General features: G+C 41.1%; 19 protein-coding genes. 3 read left to right on the top strand and 16 right to left on the bottom strand.

The features are described from left to right. Positions 1–159 precede the first annotated feature (159 nt). A complete protein-coding gene (cls, locus tag ACFQV5_RS05345) occupies positions 160–1,590 on the bottom strand; it encodes a cardiolipin synthase (RefSeq protein ID WP_379244380.1) in 1,431 nt (476 codons plus the stop codon). Positions 1,591–1,815: 225 nt separating this feature from the next. Between cls and ACFQV5_RS05340 the strand changes: the two genes are divergently transcribed. Continuing rightward, positions 1,816–2,787 (top strand): peptidoglycan DD-metalloendopeptidase family protein, encoded by a 972-nt coding sequence (locus ACFQV5_RS05340; RefSeq protein ID WP_379244378.1) that lies wholly within the window; start codon positions 1,816–1,818, stop codon positions 2,785–2,787. A 22-nt stretch (positions 2,788–2,809) separates the two neighbouring features. Then, positions 2,810–3,229, top strand: a complete 420-nt coding sequence (locus tag ACFQV5_RS05335) for a bactofilin family protein (RefSeq protein WP_379244376.1) — start codon at positions 2,810–2,812, stop codon at positions 3,227–3,229. Between the two features lie 110 nt (positions 3,230–3,339). Here ACFQV5_RS05335 and ACFQV5_RS05330 read toward each other — a convergent pair whose 3' ends face one another. Both ACFQV5_RS05330 and ACFQV5_RS05325 read right to left on the bottom strand, forming a co-directional pair. Continuing rightward, complete coding sequence (locus ACFQV5_RS05330; protein ID WP_379244374.1) at positions 3,340–4,113, bottom strand: ABC transporter permease; 774 nt, start codon at positions 4,111–4,113, stop codon at positions 3,340–3,342. Beyond that, a complete protein-coding gene (locus ACFQV5_RS05325; RefSeq protein WP_379244372.1) occupies positions 4,106–5,017 on the bottom strand; it encodes an ABC transporter ATP-binding protein in 912 nt (303 codons plus the stop codon). Before ACFQV5_RS05325 ends, ACFQV5_RS05330 begins: the two co-directional genes overlap by 8 nt. A gap of 398 nt (positions 5,018–5,415) precedes the next feature. On the opposite strand from ACFQV5_RS05325, the gene ACFQV5_RS05320 reads away from it, so the two are divergent. Next, positions 5,416–6,519 carry a GNAT family N-acetyltransferase gene (locus tag ACFQV5_RS05320; RefSeq protein ID WP_379244370.1) on the top strand — a complete coding sequence of 368 codons (1,104 nt, stop codon included), beginning with the start codon at positions 5,416–5,418 and terminating at the stop codon, positions 6,517–6,519. A 65-nt stretch (positions 6,520–6,584) separates the two neighbouring features. On the opposite strand, the gene tdh is transcribed toward ACFQV5_RS05320, so the two are convergent. From tdh to ACFQV5_RS05255, 13 genes are all read right to left on the bottom strand, one after another. Then, a complete protein-coding gene (gene tdh / locus ACFQV5_RS05315; protein ID WP_379244368.1) occupies positions 6,585–7,682 on the bottom strand; it encodes an L-threonine 3-dehydrogenase in 1,098 nt (365 codons plus the stop codon). Positions 7,683–7,746: 64 nt separating this feature from the next. Continuing rightward, positions 7,747–9,336, bottom strand: coding sequence for a right-handed parallel beta-helix repeat-containing protein (locus ACFQV5_RS05310; RefSeq protein WP_379244366.1), 1,590 nt, complete (start codon positions 9,334–9,336; stop codon positions 7,747–7,749). 24 nt (positions 9,337–9,360) lie between these two features. After that, positions 9,361–10,251: a glucose-1-phosphate thymidylyltransferase RfbA gene (gene rfbA / locus ACFQV5_RS05305; protein ID WP_379244364.1), complete on the bottom strand. Its 891-nt coding sequence runs from the start codon at positions 10,249–10,251 to the stop codon at positions 9,361–9,363. Then, a complete protein-coding gene (gene cps2T, locus ACFQV5_RS05300) occupies positions 10,184–11,422 on the bottom strand; it encodes a beta 1-4 rhamnosyltransferase Cps2T (protein ID WP_379244362.1) in 1,239 nt (412 codons plus the stop codon). Before cps2T ends, rfbA begins: the two co-directional genes overlap by 68 nt. Then, positions 11,419–12,801 carry a glycosyltransferase gene (locus ACFQV5_RS05295; RefSeq protein ID WP_379244517.1) on the bottom strand — a complete coding sequence of 461 codons (1,383 nt, stop codon included), beginning with the start codon at positions 12,799–12,801 and terminating at the stop codon, positions 11,419–11,421. The genes cps2T and ACFQV5_RS05295 overlap by 4 nt, the downstream gene beginning before the upstream one ends. 12 nt (positions 12,802–12,813) lie before the next feature. After that, a complete protein-coding gene (locus ACFQV5_RS05290) occupies positions 12,814–14,031 on the bottom strand; it encodes an O-antigen ligase family protein (RefSeq protein WP_379244360.1) in 1,218 nt (405 codons plus the stop codon). Then, entirely contained in the window at positions 14,032–15,300 is a 1,269-nt protein-coding gene (locus tag ACFQV5_RS05285) for a glycosyltransferase (RefSeq protein WP_379244358.1), read from the bottom strand. It lies immediately after the preceding gene. After that, a complete protein-coding gene (locus tag ACFQV5_RS05280; RefSeq protein ID WP_379244356.1) occupies positions 15,301–16,506 on the bottom strand; it encodes a hypothetical protein in 1,206 nt (401 codons plus the stop codon). Continuing rightward, positions 16,496–17,614: a GNAT family N-acetyltransferase gene (locus ACFQV5_RS05275; protein ID WP_379244354.1), complete on the bottom strand. Its 1,119-nt coding sequence runs from the start codon at positions 17,612–17,614 to the stop codon at positions 16,496–16,498. The genes ACFQV5_RS05280 and ACFQV5_RS05275 overlap by 11 nt, the downstream gene beginning before the upstream one ends. Then, the gene (locus ACFQV5_RS05270) at positions 17,611–19,095 is read right to left on the bottom strand and encodes a lipopolysaccharide biosynthesis protein (protein ID WP_379244352.1); all 1,485 of its coding nucleotides are present in this window, start codon (positions 19,093–19,095) and stop codon (positions 17,611–17,613) included. The genes ACFQV5_RS05275 and ACFQV5_RS05270 overlap by 4 nt, the downstream gene beginning before the upstream one ends. Continuing rightward, positions 19,085–20,203, bottom strand: a complete 1,119-nt coding sequence (locus ACFQV5_RS05265; RefSeq protein ID WP_379244350.1) for a glycosyltransferase family 4 protein — start codon at positions 20,201–20,203, stop codon at positions 19,085–19,087. Before ACFQV5_RS05265 ends, ACFQV5_RS05270 begins: the two co-directional genes overlap by 11 nt. Further along, positions 20,200–21,546: a hypothetical protein gene (locus tag ACFQV5_RS05260; protein ID WP_379244348.1), complete on the bottom strand. Its 1,347-nt coding sequence runs from the start codon at positions 21,544–21,546 to the stop codon at positions 20,200–20,202. Before ACFQV5_RS05260 ends, ACFQV5_RS05265 begins: the two co-directional genes overlap by 4 nt. Then, positions 21,547–23,553: a heparinase II/III family protein gene (locus ACFQV5_RS05255; protein WP_379244347.1), complete on the bottom strand. Its 2,007-nt coding sequence runs from the start codon at positions 23,551–23,553 to the stop codon at positions 21,547–21,549. Between the last annotated feature and the right edge of the window lie 3 nt (positions 23,554–23,556).

The raw sequence follows: 23,556 nt of genomic DNA, 5'->3' as shown, positions 1-23,556 counted from the left end.
TTCCCCCGATCATTTTGCAATAAAGCTCAACTGTTTGTCTATAAGCTTTATCTCTATGTTTATTTTACCATAAAATGATGGGTGTGATATAAAATCCAAGATTAAGTATTGTAATTATGCCCAAAATAATCCAGACCCTAGACTAAGGTTCGATCTGGATTATAACAGCGGTGATAACATTCTACATAATATTTCAGAAGCCTTTTGAAATCTTCCGCGTTCGTGGAATTTTCGGGCATCTATCATGCTGCTGTTACGCAGGTCCTCCTCAAAATCAGAAACTAAATGATTGATCGGCTCTTTATCAAATAGAACGGCGGTTAGTTCAAAATTACAAAAGAAACTGCGCATATCCATATTCGCTGTACCCACAGAGCCAATCAAATCATCCACGATTAGCACTTTCGCGTGAATAAATCCTTTACGATATTCGTAAAACTTTACCCCAGCGGTTAAAAGCTCTTCCACATATGAAAGAGAAGCTAATTTAACAAGACGTGAATCTGCCTTATCCGGAATAATAATTCGCACATCCACTCCGCTAACCGCAGCTGTCTTGAGCGCCTCATACAATCCTTCATCAGGAATAAAGTATGGTGAAGTGATCCAAATCCGTTCTCTTGCTACGGATATCGAGCCAAAACACATTTCCTGTATCGCATTCCAACTCATATCCGGCCCACTGCTCAAAATTTGTACCTGCTCTTCCCCTTTGCATTGATGCTCAGGAAATAAACGGAGATCTACAATTTTATTGCCGGAGGCAAGCTTCCAATCTTGAAGAAATACATTTTGCAAAAAATATACCGCATCCCCTTCCACTTCAAGATGGGTATCCCGCCAGTAGCCCATTTTCGGATATTTCCCCAAATAATCATCACCTACGTTGATACCGCCTAAGAACCCGATGGTTCCGTCAACAACTACGATCTTCCGGTGATTTCGGTAATTAATTCTGCGATTAAAAACGGAAACAAGCGCCGGAAGGAAAAAATGGAACTCCACGCCAGCTTCTTTAAACCGGCGAATAAACGAATTTTTCAGTTTGTAACTGCCGAGTCCATCACAAATAAGACGAACCTTGACCCCTTCCTTCGCTTTACGAATCATTACATCCTGAAACTTCGTCCCAATGCTGTCATGACGGAAAATATAAAACTCCACATGAATATGATCTTTTGCATTTTCCATGGCTTTTAACATGGCAGCATAGGCCTCTTCACCGTCGGTCAAAACCTTGCTGCTATTACATCCGGTGATCGGACTTTCCGAGAGATGATTAAGCAAATTGAACAAACGCAAATGATGATGAAAATCGGGATTACGCATATCATTCGGCTTATGTACAACTGCTGCTTTCGTCCATAAATGCTCCCGAATCTCCTGAAATAAACGAGTTCCACGGTTGCGAATCTTCAGACGCTGTTGATAGTCTTGAGCGATAAAAAAGTAGAGCACAAAACCTATTAACGGTAAGCAAAATAAAATAAATAGCCACGCCACAGCCTTGGACGGATTTCTGAATTCCAACAAAAGCACCGCAGCCATTTGGCATATAAATGCTATAAGTGCAAGCAGAAGCCACATCATATTGGCAGCCCCCTTACATGAATCAAAGATGATATTACATCATTGACCATTCATTTATGTATTTATTCAATACATACCCATTCAGGCCCAATTATGAACACTACTTCATCTCCTAATATATTTTTGACATGTTTATCTCAATCGTAGAATAAATAGAGAATAAGGAGTCGTCCACCCCATTGTCTTTACCAATGTAGCTCATAGAAATAAATGAAAGGGGATGCCATGAAGAACAAACGAAGGAAACAACGTTTAACCTTGCTGGTACTCCGTGATGCTCAGCAATCGGTTAAGCAGGTTCATTTATCCAAGCCCTTGATGATTGCAGTACCTGCCGCTGCCATCTTATCAATCTCAAGTCTCATTGTTTCCATGCAGATCCACTCTGCACGTACGATTTCACAGCTGGAACAGCAGATTACCCTGAAAAGTCTGGAATCAATGAAGATGGAAGTAACCGTCACCGATAAAGAAGAGGCCATTGAGCAACTCAACAAAGCGATCATCCAATTATCTAGCGAAGCCGCACAAACCAAAACACAAATGAAAAGAGTTAAAGAGCTTGAGCTTGAGCTTCAGCAGTTTATTCAAAAGTATGGCTCCCCTGGTGAAGACACGTCGTCACTGTCACTGGACAATGGAAATATTGGCGGCGAATATATCGCCGTTCATGAGAACGAAATGCTGCATTTGGCCGAAGAAACGAAAGATGATTTTGAGGATATACAGAATCTGATCAAAACCATGGAGAGTCATATTCCTCAAACCCTCAATCAAGCAGAGGAAACACAAAGTAAACGTGAAGCAACTCCAACCTATTGGCCAACTCACTCCAAACGACTTACTTCTAGTTTCGGGTATCGCACGGACCCTTTTAACGGTCGTTCGGCTTATCATGCCGGAATCGATATTGCGGGTGAACGTGGAGATCCGATATTCGCAGCTGGTTCAGGTACGATTACAACAGCAGAACGTAGCGGCGGTGCTCGAGGGAACTATATAATTGTCCGTCATCAAAACGGGCTTGAGACATGGTATATGCACCTTGACAGCATAGATGTAAATGTTGGTGATCAAGTCGAACAAGGACAGCAGATCGGTAAGATGGGCAACACAGGACGCAGCACGGGTCCACATCTTCACTTTCAGGTCGTCAAGAACAACCAGACCGTCAACCCGCTACCGTACCTACAATAATGCTTTTAAGGAGGTTCTTCGCATGAAGAAGTCAAAAAGAAGAAAACGCACATCTGCTGGAACTAGCACACTAATTAGCCAAGGAAGTCAGATAGACGGTACTCTTAACTGCGATGCTGATCTGAGAATTGACGGAAAATTCAACGGTTCTATAGAAAGCCAAGGAAACGTAACCATTGGTGAAAGTGCAATCGCACGTTCTAACATTTCGGCTAAAGAAGTGATCATCGCGGGTCAAGTGTACGGGGATATTTCAGCAGAAGGTAAGCTTACCATCACCCCGACTGGACAAATGCATGGGGATGTCAATGTATCTTCCCTCATTATTATGGAAGGCGGCGTCCTTAATGGGGCCAGTCACATGGAGAATTCGGCAGCTGCTAGCAGTGTCGGTAAGTCTTCTCTAGAATCAGTCCCTATGCAAAGATCCGAAGCGGGGTAAACCAAATAAATATGGCATATAGACCAACTAAAAGAGCCCCTTCGACAAAGGATCTGCCGAGGGAGCTCTTTTAGATTATCTGAACTATAAGTGACCTTTACTCAACCAGATTAAGCAGACACATCTCTCTTGGCAAAGGACCACCAGGATATCAATGCAAAAATCAAACAATACCCCACGATCACGGCGATGGAGAAACCGATCCCAACACCAGCAGGACCAACAGAAGAATGAATGTATCCACTGAGATCAATGTGAAGAAACAGATTATATTTCGCTAATTCATATTTATTCGGATCAACCAACTGACCAAGCAAACCACTTGTAAACAACAATAAAATTGATATTCCGATGGCAAGACTTCCGGAGCGAAATACCGTGGAGATCATAAATGCTATTAACGCGATGACAAACAATTCGATATAATCGGTCAGCAGCATGAATATGGTACTTTCCGCTCCCGTTACTTCCGGCATATAAGAAATCTCTGATGATCCGGAAAATAGAATCGCAGATGCCAGGATCCCAACCCCCGCCACGACTACCGTACCGAACAAGGAAAACAAAATCATAGCCAGAAATTTAGATAGCAAGATTTTGCCTCTGCTCCATGGTCGAATCAGCAAAAGCTTGATCGTCCCCCAAGTAAATTCCCCAGCCACTAAGTCAGCAGCAATAACCACAGTAAAAATAATATTTAACATAAAAGTAAAGCTCTCCGTTAACGAAAAAGCGGTCCAGGTACCCAGTGGTGCACCCGTCAGATTCCAGAGAACAGGGAGAAGCACATTAAAAAGAGCTAGAATTCCAATCATTACCCATGTGCGGGGCCGACTATATATTTTCATATTTTCATTCGCAACAAGCTTTAGAAAATCAGTCATGTCGTTCACTTCCCGTCATTTCCAAGAATTGATCCTCGAGCGAAGTCGTGATTGGCTGAATTCCATAGACCTGAACCCCACCTCGCACAAATTCGGCATTAATCTCGGCGATTGTGCTGCGGTCACCGCGTACGATAATCCGGTTTCCATGTACTCTGTAGGAAATAGATTTCAATAGCTTCTCTGAAAGCGCAACATCATTCACCTCAAAAGCCGTTTCCTCAAATGAACGCTCTCCTTCAGATGTCCGGAGCTGACGTACATCAATCAGCTTGCCATTCTGTATAACACCAACCGCATCACACATCAGCTCCATTTCAGACAAGAGATGACTAGAAACGAACACTGTGGTGCCCTCTTCACGACATAACATCCGTAAATAATCCCGAAGTTCTCTAATCCCTTGGGGATCCAGACCATTCGTCGGTTCATCCAGAATGAGCAGCTTAGGCCGGTGAAGCAGTGCCTGTGCCACCCCAAGTCTCTGCCGCATTCCAAGTGAATAGGTGCTCACTTTATCGTGAATACGATCCGTAAGTCCCACCAATTCAATCACTTCACGGATACGCTCTTCAGAAATATTCGGCATCATACGGGCAAAATGAACCAAATTCTTATATCCTGACAAAAATTTATACATTTCTGGGTTTTCAACAATCGCACCAATTTGTGAAGAGGCTTTTTCATAATTCTCACGGATACTGTGCCCACCAATGAGAATATCCCCCTTCGTAATCGACATCAAACCGACCATCATTCGAATTGTCGTAGTCTTCCCTGCACCATTCGGACCCAAAAAGCCGAACACTTGACCAGCTGGAATATCCAAAGATAGATCCTGAACTAAGGTCTTGGATGAGATTACTTTCGTTACACCCATCAGCCTTACTAAAGGTTCCTGCATACTGCTTTACTCCTTTACAACCTGTCATATTACTTCATTATCTTCAATATAATCCCATTAATAGTAACATATTTTCTATATTCGTAGGCATCCTTACCTTTGATGAACCTGACGCAGCTTCGAACAAGCCAGACATATCCCAGCCGGAATATTATTTCTAAAGAAACCCGTGCGAAAAATATTCTCGCCTTCTAATAGAGATACTAGCTTGCTGCAACACACACAGTACATCTTCTTTTCCTCCATATAACCAACATCCTCTCCTACGGAGATACAGTTAAGATACAGTTAACGATACGAACTGTATCTTTAACTGTAATTTATATAATCCGACAATATTTGTCAACAAAATAGATGTCATTTCTAAAAAATACGTACTACAAAGTAGAAATTAACCAATGACTGGAGAGATTATTATTGAAACTGTAATTATTAGAGATATCAACAAGTTATCAGAGCTAGAAACGACTTGGCGCAATTTAATCCGTAATATCGAACATCCCGAAATATTTGATACGTGGGAATGGCTGCAGATTTATTTGAAGCATATGTTTGAAAAACAAAAACAGCTGTTCATTGTGGTAGTAACAGACGACGATCAAGCCGTTGCCATTGCCCCACTCTGTATAGCTACAATTAAACTGAAATGGCGCAAAGTTAAATCACTGCAATGCATTATATCGGGAACAGGTGAGAGCAATAATTTCTACTTACATAAGGAATATCATCACGTCAAACTATTGAAACTACTTACATCAGCTATATTAAGTCATCAAACGGAGTGGGATTGGATAGACCTGTATAGCTTTCACTCCAAAAATCCGAATACTTCTTTAATCCAACAATCTTTTGGTGGACAATGTGACATGTTTATTAACCAATTGTCCCTTTCACCGTTTATGAACTTAAACGCTGACCACGAGAACAAATTCGATAAAAGCAGACTGAAAGCCATTGAACGAAAAGAGCGGAAATTATGTCGTGAACATGAAGTTCATATCCGAATACATGAACCAAACTTTGAACGAGTTTGGGATCGTTTCACAACACTCCATAAACAACGATGGCCTCAAAGCTTATTCACTGAACCTAGATTTATAAATTTTTTTCTCGAAATCATACCGACTTTCCAACTGAATAACACTGCTCATTTTTCCTACATTGAAATAGATGGTAGTATCGCTTCTGTATGGCTAACCTTCATCCATAAGAGCAAGGCTTACATGTATATCACCGCCACCTCATCCCAATTTGCTGAATATGGGGTCGGTTTAATTCTCACTCATCGGTTAGTGGAGCATTATTCGCAAAATGGAATATCCGAAATAGATTTCATGGCTGGCAATCAAGAATATAAATTTTATTGGTTAGATAAAGTTAAACTTAATTATCATATCCGCATTATAAGCAACATCAAAGGCTTTAAATTGCTTAAGCTTTATACAATACTTCAGATGAACAAGTTGAAAATTAAATCTCTATTGCAAAAACAAACAGACTGAATTAATATCCTCAATCAAAAAAACAGCCTGCACTCTCTATTGAAGAGTGCAGGCTGTTTTTGGATTCAAACCGTTAGATAGGTGTAGTTCTCATAATTCCGATTTTTCTCATTCATCATATTAGATTCATGTAGAAATATGATCTTGCCACATCTTCCGCTGCGCATTAACTCAAAAGCTTCCTCATAACGGTCCAACGTAAACGTATGTGTAACTAGCGGATTCAGATTCAATGCTCCTCTATCAAGTAATCCTTTCATTTGGTACCATGTCTCATACATACGGCGTCCCGTAATTCCTTCTACCCGCAGACCTTTGAATATGATATGCCCCATATCGAGCGAAACGTCCTCAACGGGAATACCCAAAAGTGACACACGCGCAGCCTTTGCAGCTCCTTCAAAACCTTCCTGCATCGCCTCTGGATTGCCGGACATTTCTAACACCACTTCGGCGCCTTCTCCCCCGGTATGCTCGAAAATCGCTGTTGACAGCTTCTCTACTGAATTGTTAATAAGAACATCAGCACCCATCTTATGAGCCATCTCTAGACGATATGGATTGATATCTGCTGCAATCACTTGACCAGCGCCGCACGCTTTAGCAACAGCGATAGACATTAAGCCAATGAGACCTGAACCGATCACAGCCACCGATTTACCGACAATATCTCCTGACAGAACCGTCTGCACCGCGTTACCAAGTGGATCTTGTAGACAAGCGATCTCAAAAGGCATATCCGGTCGGTTATGAATCACATTGCTTGCCTTTACAGTCGCATAGGTTGCAAAACAACCCGGGGCCGTAATCCCAAAGCTTCGTGTATTTAAACAAACATGGGAATTACCTGTTCGACATGGCTTGCAATAGCCGCAGACGATATGACCTTCCGCTGAAATATGATCACCGATTTTTACATTTACAACCTGACTTCCCACAGCTTCTACAACCCCAGCAAATTCATGTCCGAACACATTTGGGGTCACAACCGTCTTTTCCGCCCAGGCATCCCAATTATAAATATGTACATCTGTGCCGCAGATCGAACTAGCTTTAACGCGCACCAATACTTCATCAGCGCCGATTACCGGCACAGGAACCTCCTTAAGAACCGCTCCGGGCTCACGTTTTTCCTTCACTAAACCAAGCATTGTCTTCTCCACGGTATCACCCTTTGTTATATGAATAAAAACATTATGTCTTCTAAACAAAAAAAACCTGAAGTGCTTATACCCCATCAATGACGGTAGGCACAAGCATCGGTTTAACATGTTCTTTATAATAGATGGCATTTTTAATATGGTTGTACCAGAGAGACTCGGAATCTATTCCTGAAATATTCCCGTTGTAAATATCACCCGGCAGCTGCGACATTCGCAATAAAGGAATATGCCCAGCAATTCTTTTCATTGCCCACCTCTGATCCACTTTCTGATGATCCTCGATCAAAAGGTTGCCGGGATTCACATTGTCCCCTATTAAGTGACGACCTTGAAGTACGAAAATTGCTTTTATGGGATGCTTTCTTCCCAGCTTCGTGTCCCAAATGATATTCCCATGAACAATACTATATTCCGCTCCGAACAAGTTAATGCCACTATTCTGATCATGATTAAGCGCTGGATTGAGATCGAGATTATTCCAGTTCCGAATGCGATTATTAATAATGATAATATTCGAGCACTCTGGCTGAGGGTATTGTGAACCTTTCACTGTAGCGATTCCGGAATTCGGTACATTATCAATGGAATTACTATTCACTATAATATCCTTCGCTGCTAAAATATTAATTGCACCAAAGCTATATTCCTTCATCGCGGATGCACTTATTCTGTTTGCTTCTACAATACATTGTCTAACGCCCCATAATTCAATCCCATCGTATCGGTTGTTAATGCATATATTATTGGATATCGTAATATCGTAAGTTTCAAATTGATTGGAGGAAAAAGCCGTGATCCCTTCTTGTCCATTGCCAATAACGACATTTCCAAAAGCAATATTGCTAAAACATTGCCGTTCATCCGGTTCAGCAATTCCGATGTTGGTATCGAATAAAATTCCTTGTCCACCACAATTCTCAACATGGTTATACATGACTTGAATGTACCTAGAAGAGGAAACATTAATTCCGGTATTTAAATTCGGACTCACGTTATTAAATAACATTTTATTTTTGATCAAATTACCCTTAACAAGCATTTTGGAACTTTTATTAATGTAAATAATTCGTGCAGTTGTATTTTTTGTATTCAAAATTTGATTGTTTAGAATACTCCCATTCGTTGACTCGTAAAAATACCAGCTTTGCGAGTTACCAGTAACCTTTACATTGCGAATAACAAATTCAGAGCAGTTCGAAATATTAAAGTTAAATGATCCGACAAGATCTACTACCTCAAAGTTAGAAACCCCCATAGCATTCATCGTGAAATCTTGATTCCTTGAAGACGATGACTGTAACACCGCTCCCTTCTTTCCGACTAGTTTCACGTTAGATTTTAAATCTATTTGACTGACGTTATATGTTCCCGCAGGAAAAACGACGGTTCCTCCTTTTACTGCAGCTGCATTAACAGCTGCTTGAATCCCCTTGGTATCGTCATTTTTCCCATCTCCAATTGCTCCGAACCAATGCGGATTAAACTCATCCACCTGTAGAGAATTGCTAACCGTACCATCCGCAATTATCTCAGTAGCTGTATTATTGAGCGGGAACGGATTGTTGTTAGAGAACGGCCCCATAACAGAGATCATTATTCCGGCTGGCAAAACCGTTTTAATTGCCCTTTTATAATGATCTTTTAGGTTTACCATTTCACAACCTCACTTCGCACATTACTATGCAATATAGATCGGATTATTAATTCCTTGCACAAGCTTCAGAAGGTAAGCCCCATAAGCGCTCTTGCTCATAGATTCAGCTTGTACCAGCAGTTCTTCTTTCGAAATATACCCCATTAAATAGGCTATCTCTTCTAAACATGCGACCTTTAAGTTTTGCCGATTCTCTATCGTTTCGATAAATTGTGAAGCCTCCAATAAAGATTCGTGCGTTCCGGAATCAAACCATGAATATCCACGACCGAGTATCTGTACATTTAGGAGCCCATTTTCCAAATAGACTTTATTAATATCTGTGATTTCCATCTCTCCTCGAGCTGATGGCGAAATATGCTTGGCAATATCAATAACATTGTTGTCATAGAAATACAGCCCAGTAACTGCATAATTTGATTTAGGGAAAGCTGGTTTCTCTTCCACCGAAATCACAGCGGCTTCATCATTGAATTCAACGACGCCAAACCGTTCTGGATCCTTCACATGGTAACCAAATATCGTCGCTCCTTGTTCCCGTTTACCTGCTGATTGCAGAAGCTCCGTAAGACCATGCCCATAAAATAAATTGTCTCCCAAAATAAGCGCTACCCGGTCCCCTCCGATGAAGTCTTCAGCAATGATAAATGCCTGAGCCAATCCCTCTGGAGCTGGTTGTACAGCGTAAGATATATGTATACCCAGCTGTTCTCCTGTACCCAGGAGCTCATAAAAGCGCGGAGTGTCACTCGGAGTTGATATGATTAGAATATCCCGAATTCCCGCGAGCATCAGAACGGACAGGGGATAATAAATCATCGGCTTATCGTAGATCGGTAGCAGCTGCTTAGAAATGGTTTTCGTTAATGGGTAAAGCCTTGTTCCGCTGCCACCCGCTAATATAATCCCTTTCATGTACATGCAACTCCTCTCCGATAAATAAACTTTCATACTCATCCACAATTTTCTCCCATGCATACTCTTGAATAATCCGTGTTTTGGCATGGTCTTCAAATGCTGCTACCCTCTCACTACTGAAACGATCCGCTTCATGAATTAATTGGGCTAGCGAGCCAGGCTCCGCTGTGAAATACAAAGAACTGTCAGCACCTACCTCCCGGTTAAACACAACATCATACAACAGATTCAGCTTCGTAGATGCCAACGATTCGAGCAGCGATGGATTGGTGCCGCCAACTTCGTGACCATGGCAGTAACCGTAAGCCAGCTCACGTATTTTTTTTAATAAAAGCTGGTTATACACCGTTCCAACAAATTTTATCCGTTTATCCTGATCAAAGCGTGTTCGAGCTAACATATCCCGATAAAATTTATTGTTCTCGAAACCAGTAATGATCACCAAGTCCTTATTCGTATCGGATTTCATAAATTCCCTAATAATCAACTCATAATTATTCTCCGGAACAAAGCGACCAATGATCAAATAATACTCGTTCGTCCTCACCTGATGCTGCCCCATCCATTGCAGCAATATATCATCATCATTCTCCATGCTGGATTCACCCACATCAGCACCATATGCAATAAAAGTGGTTTTCGGTTTATAAGAAGAGTAATCCGATTGAATGTATTCTTCGATTCCGCGCGAATCGCAAACGAGAAGATCAGCATGCTTGACCATGAGCTTTTCTGAATATTTCCAATATTGCTTAATGGCGAAATTCCATTTTCCCCGCTTCCATTCGTGACCGTCCGGATTTACGTATACTTGGACGCCCATTTTCTCGAGCTTTCTTTTATACAAATAAAAAAAAGGCCCGATCCGACAGGCCAAAATGTAAATAATGCTGTTGTAGAGCTTATTCTTTTGAATATATTTTGTGCATTCCTGCAAACTGAGAAGATCATAAATAACGGCTCTCGCACTGCCTAAGCTCGGAACCTTTACTTGAAAGCAGCGCGCATGATTATACTCAAACTCTCCAGACTCTTTAGCGAGACAAGCCACATGATACTTAATATCACTGTCTTTCCTCTTTGCCGTTAATTGATCCACGAACGTTTCGAATCCGCCATACCGTGCCGGAATTCCTTTGGAACCGATAATAAACACATGCCTCTTCATATCCTAACCTCTTCCCTTACTGTGGAATACCATTGAATAAGATCTTTCGTGTGCTGTTCCATTGAAAAATCAATTTCCATAGCGATAATATTCTGATTAATCTCCTCAAGCCTACGGCGATTCTCCAAGATATATCTCATCCGGCTGGCAAGGTCGTTCACTTCAGGAGCTGCTATGAATCCGGTCAAACCGTCATGAATGAGATCTTTAAATCCGACCTGGTCGGTTATTAAAATAGGAACACCATATGCCAATGCCTCCATACCGATAAAACCAAATGTTTCTTTCCATATGCTCGGAATAATCAACAAGTCTGTATGGTTGAATATTGCGGCTAAATCCTCATATTCATAGCGTCCATGAAATGTATATCGATCCACGTTGTAATCCTCATCCGATAAGGTGGCATCCCCATATACATTAAGATGCCAACTGCTTATCCCCCAAGACTCTAGCAAATCCAAACTATCCTTTAATAAGAAAAATCCTTTATACACATCTACCGGTCCTAAATAGGTAAGCCGCAGAGGCTGATGATCCTTTTGAAACGGTTTGATGCTGCGCCTGTCTTTCATATTCCTGTGACGAAGTGAAATGATATCCCCTTGGTTGCTGATATATTTGCTGTACTCTTGTTGTGAAATGGAGCTATTAAAGTGAATCCGGTCGATAAGTGAATACATTTCTAAGTAATAATTGCGTAATTCAGCATAAAGAGAAGCCAGCACCGGGTTAGATGAGTTAGATTTCAGACCGTCTGGAATACCATTTTCAGCGGGATGAACACGCTGCTTAATCTTCTTGCGCAAGTGCTTGACTATATGACTATTCTTAAATCGGCGGTACACACGTGACTGCATCATATACATCATTCCAGAGCTGTATCCATTCTGATTACAAGCTATACACGCCTGACCATACTGGAAGCTCTCACATGCTTTTCCCTCATGATTTAACAGATTGACCTTCGGGCATATACCGAAATAGTCATGTGATGTGAATACGATCTTAATGCCCAGTTCTTTGGCTACTTCTAGAAATTGCTTATGAATCCCCATAAATGTATGCATGTGAATGATATCCGGCTTAACTTTATATAAGAGCCTCTCATAAGGCTCTCGGTTACCAAGTTTCATGAACTCTTCGGGCTTTTTCACTCCACCAAGCAATGACACCGGAAGAGGATTTACGATTTCATATACTTCTATATCGTGAAATGAATCATTCTTCTGGATATGCAAATTACGCTGTAATGTATAGTGGCCCGGGTACAGCAGACTAATTTCCTGATCCATTCGCTGCTGTGTCAGCATTAAATCCATACTATACTTTGTTAATCCTCCCGTTCGTAATGGAGGAAGCCCTAAGGATACATGCATTATTTTCATACTTCAGCTCCACTTTCGAGTTATTTGGGACAGGTTATTTACATTTGTAGATCGAACTAGACTGGAGCTCATGTGATTTGTGTACTCCTGCATATAAATCTGATTCGCGATCAATCCATAAATAATCCAGTTAACAGGGTTCGTAAAATAACCACCTGCAATTTGATAACTCATAATAAAAACGAAGAGAGAATATTTCAATATTCTTTCACTTGGCGCAACACGGTAAAGGATAGAAATAAGTAAACAGACTAAGAGAATTAATGCCGGGATCCCACCTTCAGCAATAAAATACATAAATGAATTTGAAATCACCTCAACAAGACCGTAGCTATAATATAAACTTCGTGTTGCATCCGTATTTAAGTTGCCGAATCCGATTCCTAAGAAATTGGATTCAATAAGCATCTGTTTCATCACAGTAAAACTTACGTTTAGCCGATAAACGACAGATCCATCCTTACCATTCAAGATGTCAGTCAACCTCATAAAAAAACTATTCTTACTCGTTATAAATACAAAAATGCCTACCGCACTTATCATTACAAGCGCAATAAGCATCAGTGCTTTCCCCGTACTTATCCGTTCACGTATATAATAAAAATACATCAATACGGAGGCCAGCATTAGACCTAACATCGCTCCCATCCCAGCCGACAGTAGAACGATCATAAAGTTTGTCGCTATGAAGAAAAGGTTCCACACATTTCGTTTGAAGTCACGCTCTCTCAGTGCCTGATACATCAATAAAATGATTAGAATGGCTGCATGGAAGGAAGCTTCACTCGGTTCAAAATAAAGAAGTGACAGCCGAGTCTTCTGATATATATTCACATTATCATCTAAACGCCATAATAGATCGGACTTATAAACTAGTGAAACCAGAAGCAGGATAAAATTCATAACGGAGGTCGTCTTAATTATTTTGTTCAAAGAAAATCTCGGCAGCTTCATCTCTCTGACTTGCAGGAACAAGTATAGGCACAGAAAGACTTTAGCCACGTTAATCACAAGCCTTTGAATGTGAATTTCATCGGTCACTACGATTTGTAATAACGAATACAACACGATCAAATATATATAAGCAACTGCTTTGAGGGTTATCTTATTTTGCTTTGAGATTTCTACGACAATCAAAATCAGGCTCATAAAATAAAAGAGATCCAAATTGGCACCTATAGCCTGATGAAAAACATAAATAAAGGCAATGATAGTTTCCATTTAGACCTCGTTTATAATCTTTTTTTTATGCCTGGTTTCCTTCATCTTCTGCTCCATAAATCGAAGCAGCTGTTCCGATTGCATTCTCCTAGAAAATTTATTTCTGTCAGAATAATCGTATCTTTTCTGTAAAATGCATGTTAAACGGTCTGCGATATCGTCACGATCATGACGGGCGCACTCCCCATATCTCCCATGAACCAGTGCAGTAAGCTCCCCGTCTTCTGTTACCGCAATAATAGGCTTGCACGCACCAATATATTCAAAGGTTTTGCCAGGGATCGCATAATCGCTACCCTTCACATGCGTTAGAATTACTGCAATATCCGCTGATTTTAGCCATTCAATAGCCTTGTGATGCTCAACACTGCCTATGATTTGAATAGTTACCCCGTTTTTAGAAGGTTCCAGATTCTGAATATCATGAAGCGCCTGTTCATCTAATAGCCCTACAATATTGAATGTAACTTGGATCCCTGTCCGATTGCTGAAGATCTGTAATCCCTCGATGAACTCGGCAATATTTCTTCCTTTATAGATAGAGCCAATATGAGCTAGAGTCACATGATGTTCTGTCGATGCCTTTGAATGGTAGGTGCATTCCGAGAAATACTGCTCATCGTAGCCGTTCATAACCAGTTTAATATCAAGCGCTGAATCCAAACCTCGATAATACTTCTCAATCCCTTGAGAAACGGCGATCACTCCATCTCCATGCTTGCACACTAGCTTCTCCGCTCGTTTGAATGATAATTTAGGATTGCCTTCCCCAATGTCATGATTAATAATGTCTCGAATTTCAATAATAGCCGGGATATGAGGGTGTTTTTGCTTAATATAATCTAATACGTACAGTCCATATACATCAGGCACCGTTACAAAAACCGCAGCAACTTCATATTCGGCGAGATAGCGATCCAGTTGAAGAAATAACCCTTTGTTTTTTTGATTGAATAATCGCTTGCTCAATTTAACATTTCTCCATATTGAGATTACCCACTTATGTCGTAAAAGCCTTTCCAGCGTTCCAGTCTTCTTGCCACCAGCAGTTCCATTTCCATCAAAGGTTTGTGTAAATACGCTGTTAGTTGTATGAAATTTATAATTGTCGTCAGAATATACCGTTTTACCCGTGCCAAATCTCTGATCATTAATAGCCAGCAACACGTATTTCTCCGCAAAACAAGGCATAATCCCAGCATATCTAACTGACGCCACAACGGGTTGCCCTTCCATATAATCCGAGATAACTATAAGGCTTTTCTTCATCTAGATCCCACCTTTAAGAATGAAATACTCCCCTTTCATTACAGGCAAATTCACGATTCCTTCCACCACTTCAACTTGTATATCATTCGGAAGTTTTACCGTAAAGGGACCTTGATCACGAAATGCAAGAGAAATCACCTGATTCCTGTATGGCGCCTGATGATTTAACTCAAATCGGTATTCATCTTTAATAACTAAACTGACATGGTCACGGAGATTCACGTAATCTGCCAATTCGCTCCCGGTACAATACCACACCTTTTTATCTGCGAGATATTCGAATATGCCGATTAGGCTTTTATAATCATCAAATATATTCGGCGTCTGTCTTTTCCCATCATCCCGTGAGGGTGCAATATGTTCCTGTATGCTAATGACCAAACGATGGTTTAATAAATATTTAATTTCACGGAGCTTCCAACGGATCAGTAAGTTTCCAAGAGCCCTCTTAATGATTCCCTTTAAGGAAAGATCACTCTGGCTTATATTTAGCAGTCCGCCGTTTACAGTAGAAGGAATATCAATCACATTATGGCTTCCAAATCTCTTCACATCAAAATTCGTTATCGGATTCTGATCCTGTCCACAGATGGCGTCTTTGGGGTCATCTAACATTCCCCGATTCCAGTACCTGCACCACCATGAAAAATTAGTCTGATTAATACTATCGTCAGAATACTCGTTGCTTGTATAACCGCAGTACTTCCCTCCGCGCGGATCAGTACCCACAGCATCTCGGAATATATCTGTACCTTCCTGAATTGTAGAGGCCGCTTCTTCTAGGCTTTGAAACAAGGACCATTCTTGAATAAAGTCTTGTGCGCGACTTCCTACTTTCCCATGCGTTGTCCCATGATAAGCAAGTTCGAATTGGGGATGGTCATGAATAGAACGAAAGAACTGTCTACTCTCCTCATCTGAGTTCATAGGTAGAGATTTTTTGGGGAACAATGGAGTCTCTAGCATTCCAACCCGTGCACCAACAGGCACGAAAAACGTAACTTTGACCCAAGGGAAGTCTTTTAGAATTTTCTCATTTAAATAATGGAATGAAGAATTCTCACTATTCTTGAAATAACCCCAATCTTCACCTAAATCCAAATGTCCGTTGTTGTTTGTATCCACCCACTTGTTAGCCAGATCATCAATCATCAATAACACGGGAGAGTCGGAGCCGTTGTACCATTTGCAAAGTTCAACGTGCATAACGCTCTCCCTTAATCGTTTGAAGTAGATCTTTCATTTTCAGCAGAAACTGATACCTCTTAATTCTCTTGCTTGACTTATTCCACTTCGTAAATGAATAACTGACCATAAAATTACTCGTCCATTTAAACTTCCATGGATAACTACCTGCCCCGAAATCAATAACTCGACCAAGCGGATGCTCATAGAGGTATTGAATCATTTCGATCATTAGAACATCGGATATACTATGGATATGGGCATATTCTGGGGAATAGCCTGTATTCCATCCATGAATTTTATCTTTGTATACGTAACAGGTCCTATAGACTATAATTTCTCCTTTCTCGTCTTCCAATAAAAAAGTTACCACCTGTTCATTATCCATAAACAAGCTTTTTAGAAAGCTTTCGTTTTGTTTATCATCAAATAAACTTCTTCTTTCCAGTCTTTTTTTCTGTGTGCGCAAAAAGTCTTTTTCTAGCTTGTGGATGTGTGATATTCGGTCATAAATATGCTTATCTTCGCTGCTAGTAATCACTTTTAATCGATAAGGTACTTCTCTTCGAAATTTCTCCACGCTTTTTCGTGCTCTCGGATAAAGGCCCTGCTGTGCAAACTGCTCATATGTATCATACTCACCGAGATCCAGTTGAGGACAGGATGTCAGATAACTTACACCTGGATTATACTTATCATGCCGCATGAGATAATATAAGAGGCTTGTACTCGCTGCCATATGTGTTAACTCTAACTTATCCCATCCCACCGCATGTTCTTCAATCGCAGAGAATATCGCTTTGAGCGTCTTCAACTCCATATTTCCCTTCTTATCCAACAGAAATGATAAGTAATCTCCTCTGCCCAAAAAACAGAGGACATCCAGTTTTATGATTTTTTTATCGATACGTTTAATCATCAGTGGTGCGATCCCAGTCAGTTTATTGTCCCTGTAACAGCAAACGATAAACAGTCTATTACTCTTATCCCCGCCATAAGAAAGCCACCATGAATAATTGAATTGGAATGTACTATAGTATGTCGCATCCGAATCCTGTGACTCTAATCTTTCCCAGTCATCTTTAATACTGAGAAATCCTTCAACGTCTTCTATAATTTTTGTAATCATGATTCCGAATGAACTCCTTTAACCGCATTTTTATCAGTTCCGCGCAGGCGGAAGCCTTTCAGAACACCTGCTATCTCTTGAAGTGATATGAATTTGAGAGCAATTGTGAGTAAGACAAATACGGTACATAAAAGGCTGTTAAGCAGCGCCTCTACCCATAATGAATCTATAAAACGACTTAATAAGATATACATTCCGTAAACCGGACCCACAACAAGCAAATATTTATATGGGTACAGCAGACCAAGCCCGACGGGATAGTACTTGGAACCAAAATAATAAAACACGCCATTCCCCAAAGCATAGGCTATAACGGTAGAAATTGCTGAGCCATAAATTCCGATCCATGGGATCAGAATCAGATTAGCAATCACGTTAATACATGCCGCGATGATAGTTATGAAAGAATTCAGCCGCACCTTATTCGCAATATGAAGTCCCAATGAATAAAACGATATAGCTCCTGATAAAAAATAAGAAAGTGCAATAACAGGAACCAGATATGCAGCTTGGCTATATTCATCAGTTGCAATCAATTTCACAGCAATTTTTCCGAACAAGGAAAGGCCTGTTATACAGAACCAGCCCAAGAAATTGTATAAGCGGAACATGTTCTCGATCTGCTGGGCCCCGTCTTCATCTTTATACACTTTGAATTTTAGCGGTGTAAAAACCGAATTGAATGGATTGATTAAGACTGGATTAATTAGCATTCCAATTTTGTATCCAATAGAATAGATAGCCAGTGAGGACAGATCCATTAAGCTTTTTATTAAAAACCGATCACTAAGCGTAAGTACCCATGCTGATATATCCCCAAGTAGCAACCCCGTTCCGAACTTAAGCATCTTTCTCAGCTGTTTCTGCTTGATCGTCAGTTTGAAATTCCGAAGGTCTATTAAATAGAGACATAAAAAAACGGTCAAATTGCCACACATTTGCGCCGTTAAAATCCCTATAATCCCCATATCTAATACAAGGAAGAAATAAACGGCAAATAATATAATCATAAAAAGCGTGCATACTTGGATCGCAGCGGCTTTCAATGCTCTGAAACTCATAGAATAATAACTAGAGTAAGTCGTATTCATGCACATAATTACAGAGCTAATCACAATAAATGGGATAAACAAATGCCTATCCGGATCATCATGGAACAACACCGGATTGAGCCAAGGATTGATTAGAAAGGCCACTCCAATACAAAAAGCGCCCCAGAGAAGCGAAAAAGATATCGATGTATTCTTAAGTGCGTTCTTGTCCTCAAACTCATTAAAAAAACGAATCATACCTGAATATACGCCGAGCGTAATAGCGATAGCCAACAGCTGCTGGAAACTTAAAATCATGTCATAGTGACCATACTGCTCTTGCGTTAAATTTCTCGTATAGAGCGGAATCAACAACAAATTCATCGCTTGCGTCAATATGGATGCGCCTAAATAGACCAATCCGTTGGAAAGCATTTTTTTATTTTCCATTTTGACCAATGACCCTGGTACTTTTCAGACTTCTTCTACCCGCAATTCGTTCGTATACAGTCAACAGATCAGCTAAATAATCCGGATTACGTAGACTCAGAACTTTTTGTTTATACACCGGATAGTTTTCCATGACATCCCGTACCTTGTGCAGTAAATCTTCGTTGTTTCGCACTTGATACTCTATCGTTCCCTCTGGCCGGCTGCACACATTACTTGCAATTGAAGGTATACCACAGGCCAAAGCTTCGGCTATAGAGACCCCATATCCATCCGTTAGTGTAGGACGAATAAACAATTTACTTTTTTTCAAAAGCGGATATAGTTCGGTATCCTGAACCTCGTAGAATAAAAACCTCCCCTCGACCCCCTGATCTTTAATTCGTTGTTTAATGTCGTCATAATACTGACGCTCTTCTGAGCTTTGATCCGACACCCCAAGAAGAGCAAATAATATATGCGCCTCGTAACCCTTGTCATCTAACTCCTTCAGCAGATAGATAAGCCGATCTACCCCGTACAAATCCTGCCCCTGGTAGAATCGGATATATCCATTCGCAGTGATGACGAACTCAGATTCATTAATAAAGGTGGTTACTTCATTAGGAATTTCGAGATCGTCTTGTTCACTTTCCACAGGCTTAACATATGCCGGCAATGTGGCGACTTTGTCTCTACTGAAACCTAAAGCCAGCAGTTGTTGTGTATCCGCCTCATTCACGCACAAAATCTGATCTATCGATTGAAGACTTCTCAGTAGAACAAATCGCACCACCCTGTTGGACTGCTCGATTTGTTCCATCAGGCTTCCGCCATGAATCGTGAGTATGATTTTTTTTCCGAAAATCCTAAATAGAGCTAACATGATCCTGATTTTCTTACTAATGGAATGAAAATGAAAAAGATTCCCCCGAATAAAAGGGAACCTTAAGATAAAGTATTTATAACTACGAATAGGATAAACACCTTCTAAGCGATTGTTTCCATTGGATTCATCATAAATATCACATTCCAGACCGATGATTCTCAAATGGCGTGCAACTCGCTTCATGTGAATTGATATTCCCCCAATTGGCGGTGGATACGGTCCGACCAGAACGATCTTCATATCGGAACACCTTCTCGATCTATTCTCACCTCAACATACTTAAACTTACCCGAAGGTTCTCTTGGTATATGATCTACCACGGTGATCTTGAATGACATCTCATCCGTAAATATAGAACGAAGTCTTTGCATGACCTCTATTGTATCCTCTGTAACATCCTTCTCAGATTGAGTGGTCTCTACAAGCATTTCTATCTCGTTTAATTGGTGCTGTATTAATTTACAGGCCGTTACAGATTTCGTCCCCCGAAGCGCTATCGCCACCAGAGCGGACGAAACCATAGCTCCATTCGGTTTATACATAATCTCTCCAACCCGGCCGTCAATGGACGGAATCGTCGGAAACATATATCCTTCTCGGTTTGCTGATTCTGCAACAGGTGAGGCGACATCCATCAGCTCATATCGAATGAAGGGAGTTACATCATTAATAAATGACGTGCCAATGATACCGTTAGTGCTCGAGTCCATTTCAAAATAACCGTATAAAGGAATAAACTGATATCCAACCTCGTCTACATTCCAACCTGCCGTAACTACCTTTTCGGACTGACCGTAATGCACATTCATTTTCGCACCCGGAAAAGCCATCCGGATGGAGTTGATCTGATAATCAAATACACTTTCCGATGCTAGTAAGATCGCTTTGGGACGATATTGGTTAACAAGATTCCCCTCTAGGATCAGTTTCGAAACCAAGCTGATGGAGGTAGGATACCCATGAATGAATTCATATCCCAGCTCTTGAATCAGGTTCAGTATTTGTTGGATGTTGTCCTTGGTTAGTTTAGAGACATTCACACGAAGAACCCGATGATAAGGATCGATTTTATATTCTTCATCACCCACAAAAAGACCCCTGAACTCCACTCTGCCATCCCCCGGACGATATCCTACTTTTGACCACAGAAAGCAAGTAGCCGCCCATTCACGCTGATTAACTGCGCGATTGGAATACAAAGTTAGAGATGTACCCGTTGAACCACTTGTGGATCCAATATGTAACCGTTTATTCCTGTACTTGGCAGCCACGATGTCCATCCCGCTTTTTTTGACCATGGCTTTATTAATAATCGGTATGCGCTCTATATCAGACCAATCCTTCAGCTGATCCGGATGAAACCCATGCGCATCATATAGTTGACGGTAAAATTTCGTCTCATCATAAGCATACCTCACCATGTTCTTAAAAGAGATGAACTGAGCCTCGCGTATCTGCTCATACGTCATGGTTTTCATATTCTCAAATTTGTTCATCCACTCGTAAAATTCCTTACCAACATTCATATACCGGTAAGGAAAGTATGACAAAATCTGTTTGGCGATATCTTTGGCAAGGCTCATCTAAATTCCCTCTTTCTCACTTATAGACCATTGAATGAATGTACATAGCTTTGATTTTGACCCTTTCACTCGAAGAAGCTGGCTAAGCTCCCTCTCACCATAGCGACTGGATACCCAACATGGAAGTATTTCAGTTGTTTCCGCGTTTGTAAATGTCATATCAACCGATACTCTTTGATGGCTCAGCACAATTCTCTCTTCCAACTCATTCACTTTTACACCAGGTGCAAGAATAAAAGTAACATTGTAATACGGAACTGCTGCTTGGGGAGATACCTGCTCCAGCCTATCGCTGATTTCCAGTTGATCCTCTTGTAATCTCATTTCCCTCCTATGCACAATCCCGCTCTTCTGCACATATCCTTGATGGCTCCCGGCAAAATAGTTCTCACCAAATCCCTCACACTTCGCAAAGGTCTGCTCCCTCATCAGAAACAGCACCCTCTCTTCAAAATCATTCTGTTCTTTCCCATCCACTTCCAGCGTATTGTGCATAGCCGTGCTTCGGAAAAGGTTTCTCATACGGTAATCGGCTGTATATACATACGATCCTGGATCGATGATGAAGTCCACGCCACCGATCTGTAGCTCAAAACTCAGCTGGTCATTATGGCTATGTGCACCATGTCCATGAAAAGACAAGTCGCCGCAGCGAATAAGACAATATGCTTCCCCCTGCCTCAGCACATAATATCCGCCATCCGGATAAGCTACGGATCGAGGGGCATTGGTAGCCCCAGGATCAAGCGTCGTAACTGCTCCAGCGATCCATAATGCATCCTCTTGATGCTTACTTCCGGCATGGCGGAAGTCATCGCGATGAAACACCTCTCCCGCTACAGCAAGCAAATGGCTGAAGTCATTTCTTATCCAAGAACCGTACTTCGATGGAATAATCAGGCGGCCGTCATCCGCATCTCCCACAGTAGGAGTTAATCCATCAGGTTTCATAATATCCAGCATAAACTGACACATATGTTCTACACGGTTCATATAGTTCGAAGACAATGAAATCCCATTACGAGAGCACAGAACCGCAGTCACTAAGAAACATTCCGTAACAAGTCGATGATACGAGGTCGATGCTTCATAATTCGATCCGTCTGGATTCACTTGAACAACCATTTCACGCTCGATCTGCTGCAGGCCAAATTCTAACCATCTCTCAGGAGTACTACCTTTTCTCTTATCCGGGTCACAGGTGAAATCACGATAATATAACCCTAAAGCGATAAGACCGACCAAGTTACACAAATAATGGTTTCCGGTATGCTCACCCTTATTCTCTAAATTCCGCATAATGAATTGCCCATGCGAGTACAAAGAGGCGTGAAAGCGAGCCCAAAACGTTTCGGGAATATAAGGACTATCGATAAAGAAATATGCGCTGGCTATCCAATTCACAGCACGTATAGCCACATCCATCGTGCACGTCCAGTTAACCGACATTTCAACCGGATTTTTCTCCATCCAATCGCTCAGCTGATCCTGATATTCCTTGGCGTATTTCTCCCTGTTTGTTAACCAATAAGCTTTTCCGAGTGTGAACGCATGCTGAAAACGTGAAAGTTCCCATGGAACCTTCACGTCTGCAGGATGATCCAGATCAATGATTTTAATATGCTTATAAAATGAGTTCTTCCAGCTGTATCCTACTTTAAAATCTTCATTCCAAGGCAGTTTTTCACCAAGCATGATTTCTCCGGAGCCAAGCAAATTGAAGCAGTGAGAGCATATACGGTCGGCGTCCTTGATTATGCTCTGATCGGACTGCATTTCCACAAGATGTTCCGTATAATACGAACGGTTCTGCGGATCAAACAAAAAATGGCTGCTGCTTTTGTATCCGCTAAACTGGGTTACATCTAACCGAATCGGAAAGGCCAATAATTGAAATTTTCGTGATGTGTCTCTGAGTATTGAGGCCGCCTTTCCGCTTACCTTTCTTACTGCCATATCAAACGGCATGTTTTTTAGCTTCTGCATTTTATACATAAACGACGTCATGAC

Source organism: Paenibacillus sp. GCM10028914, from assembly GCF_042666275.1.
GTDB lineage: Bacteria > Bacillota > Bacilli > Paenibacillales > Paenibacillaceae > Paenibacillus_AQ.
This window is presented reverse-complemented; position numbering and strand designations above follow the sequence as displayed.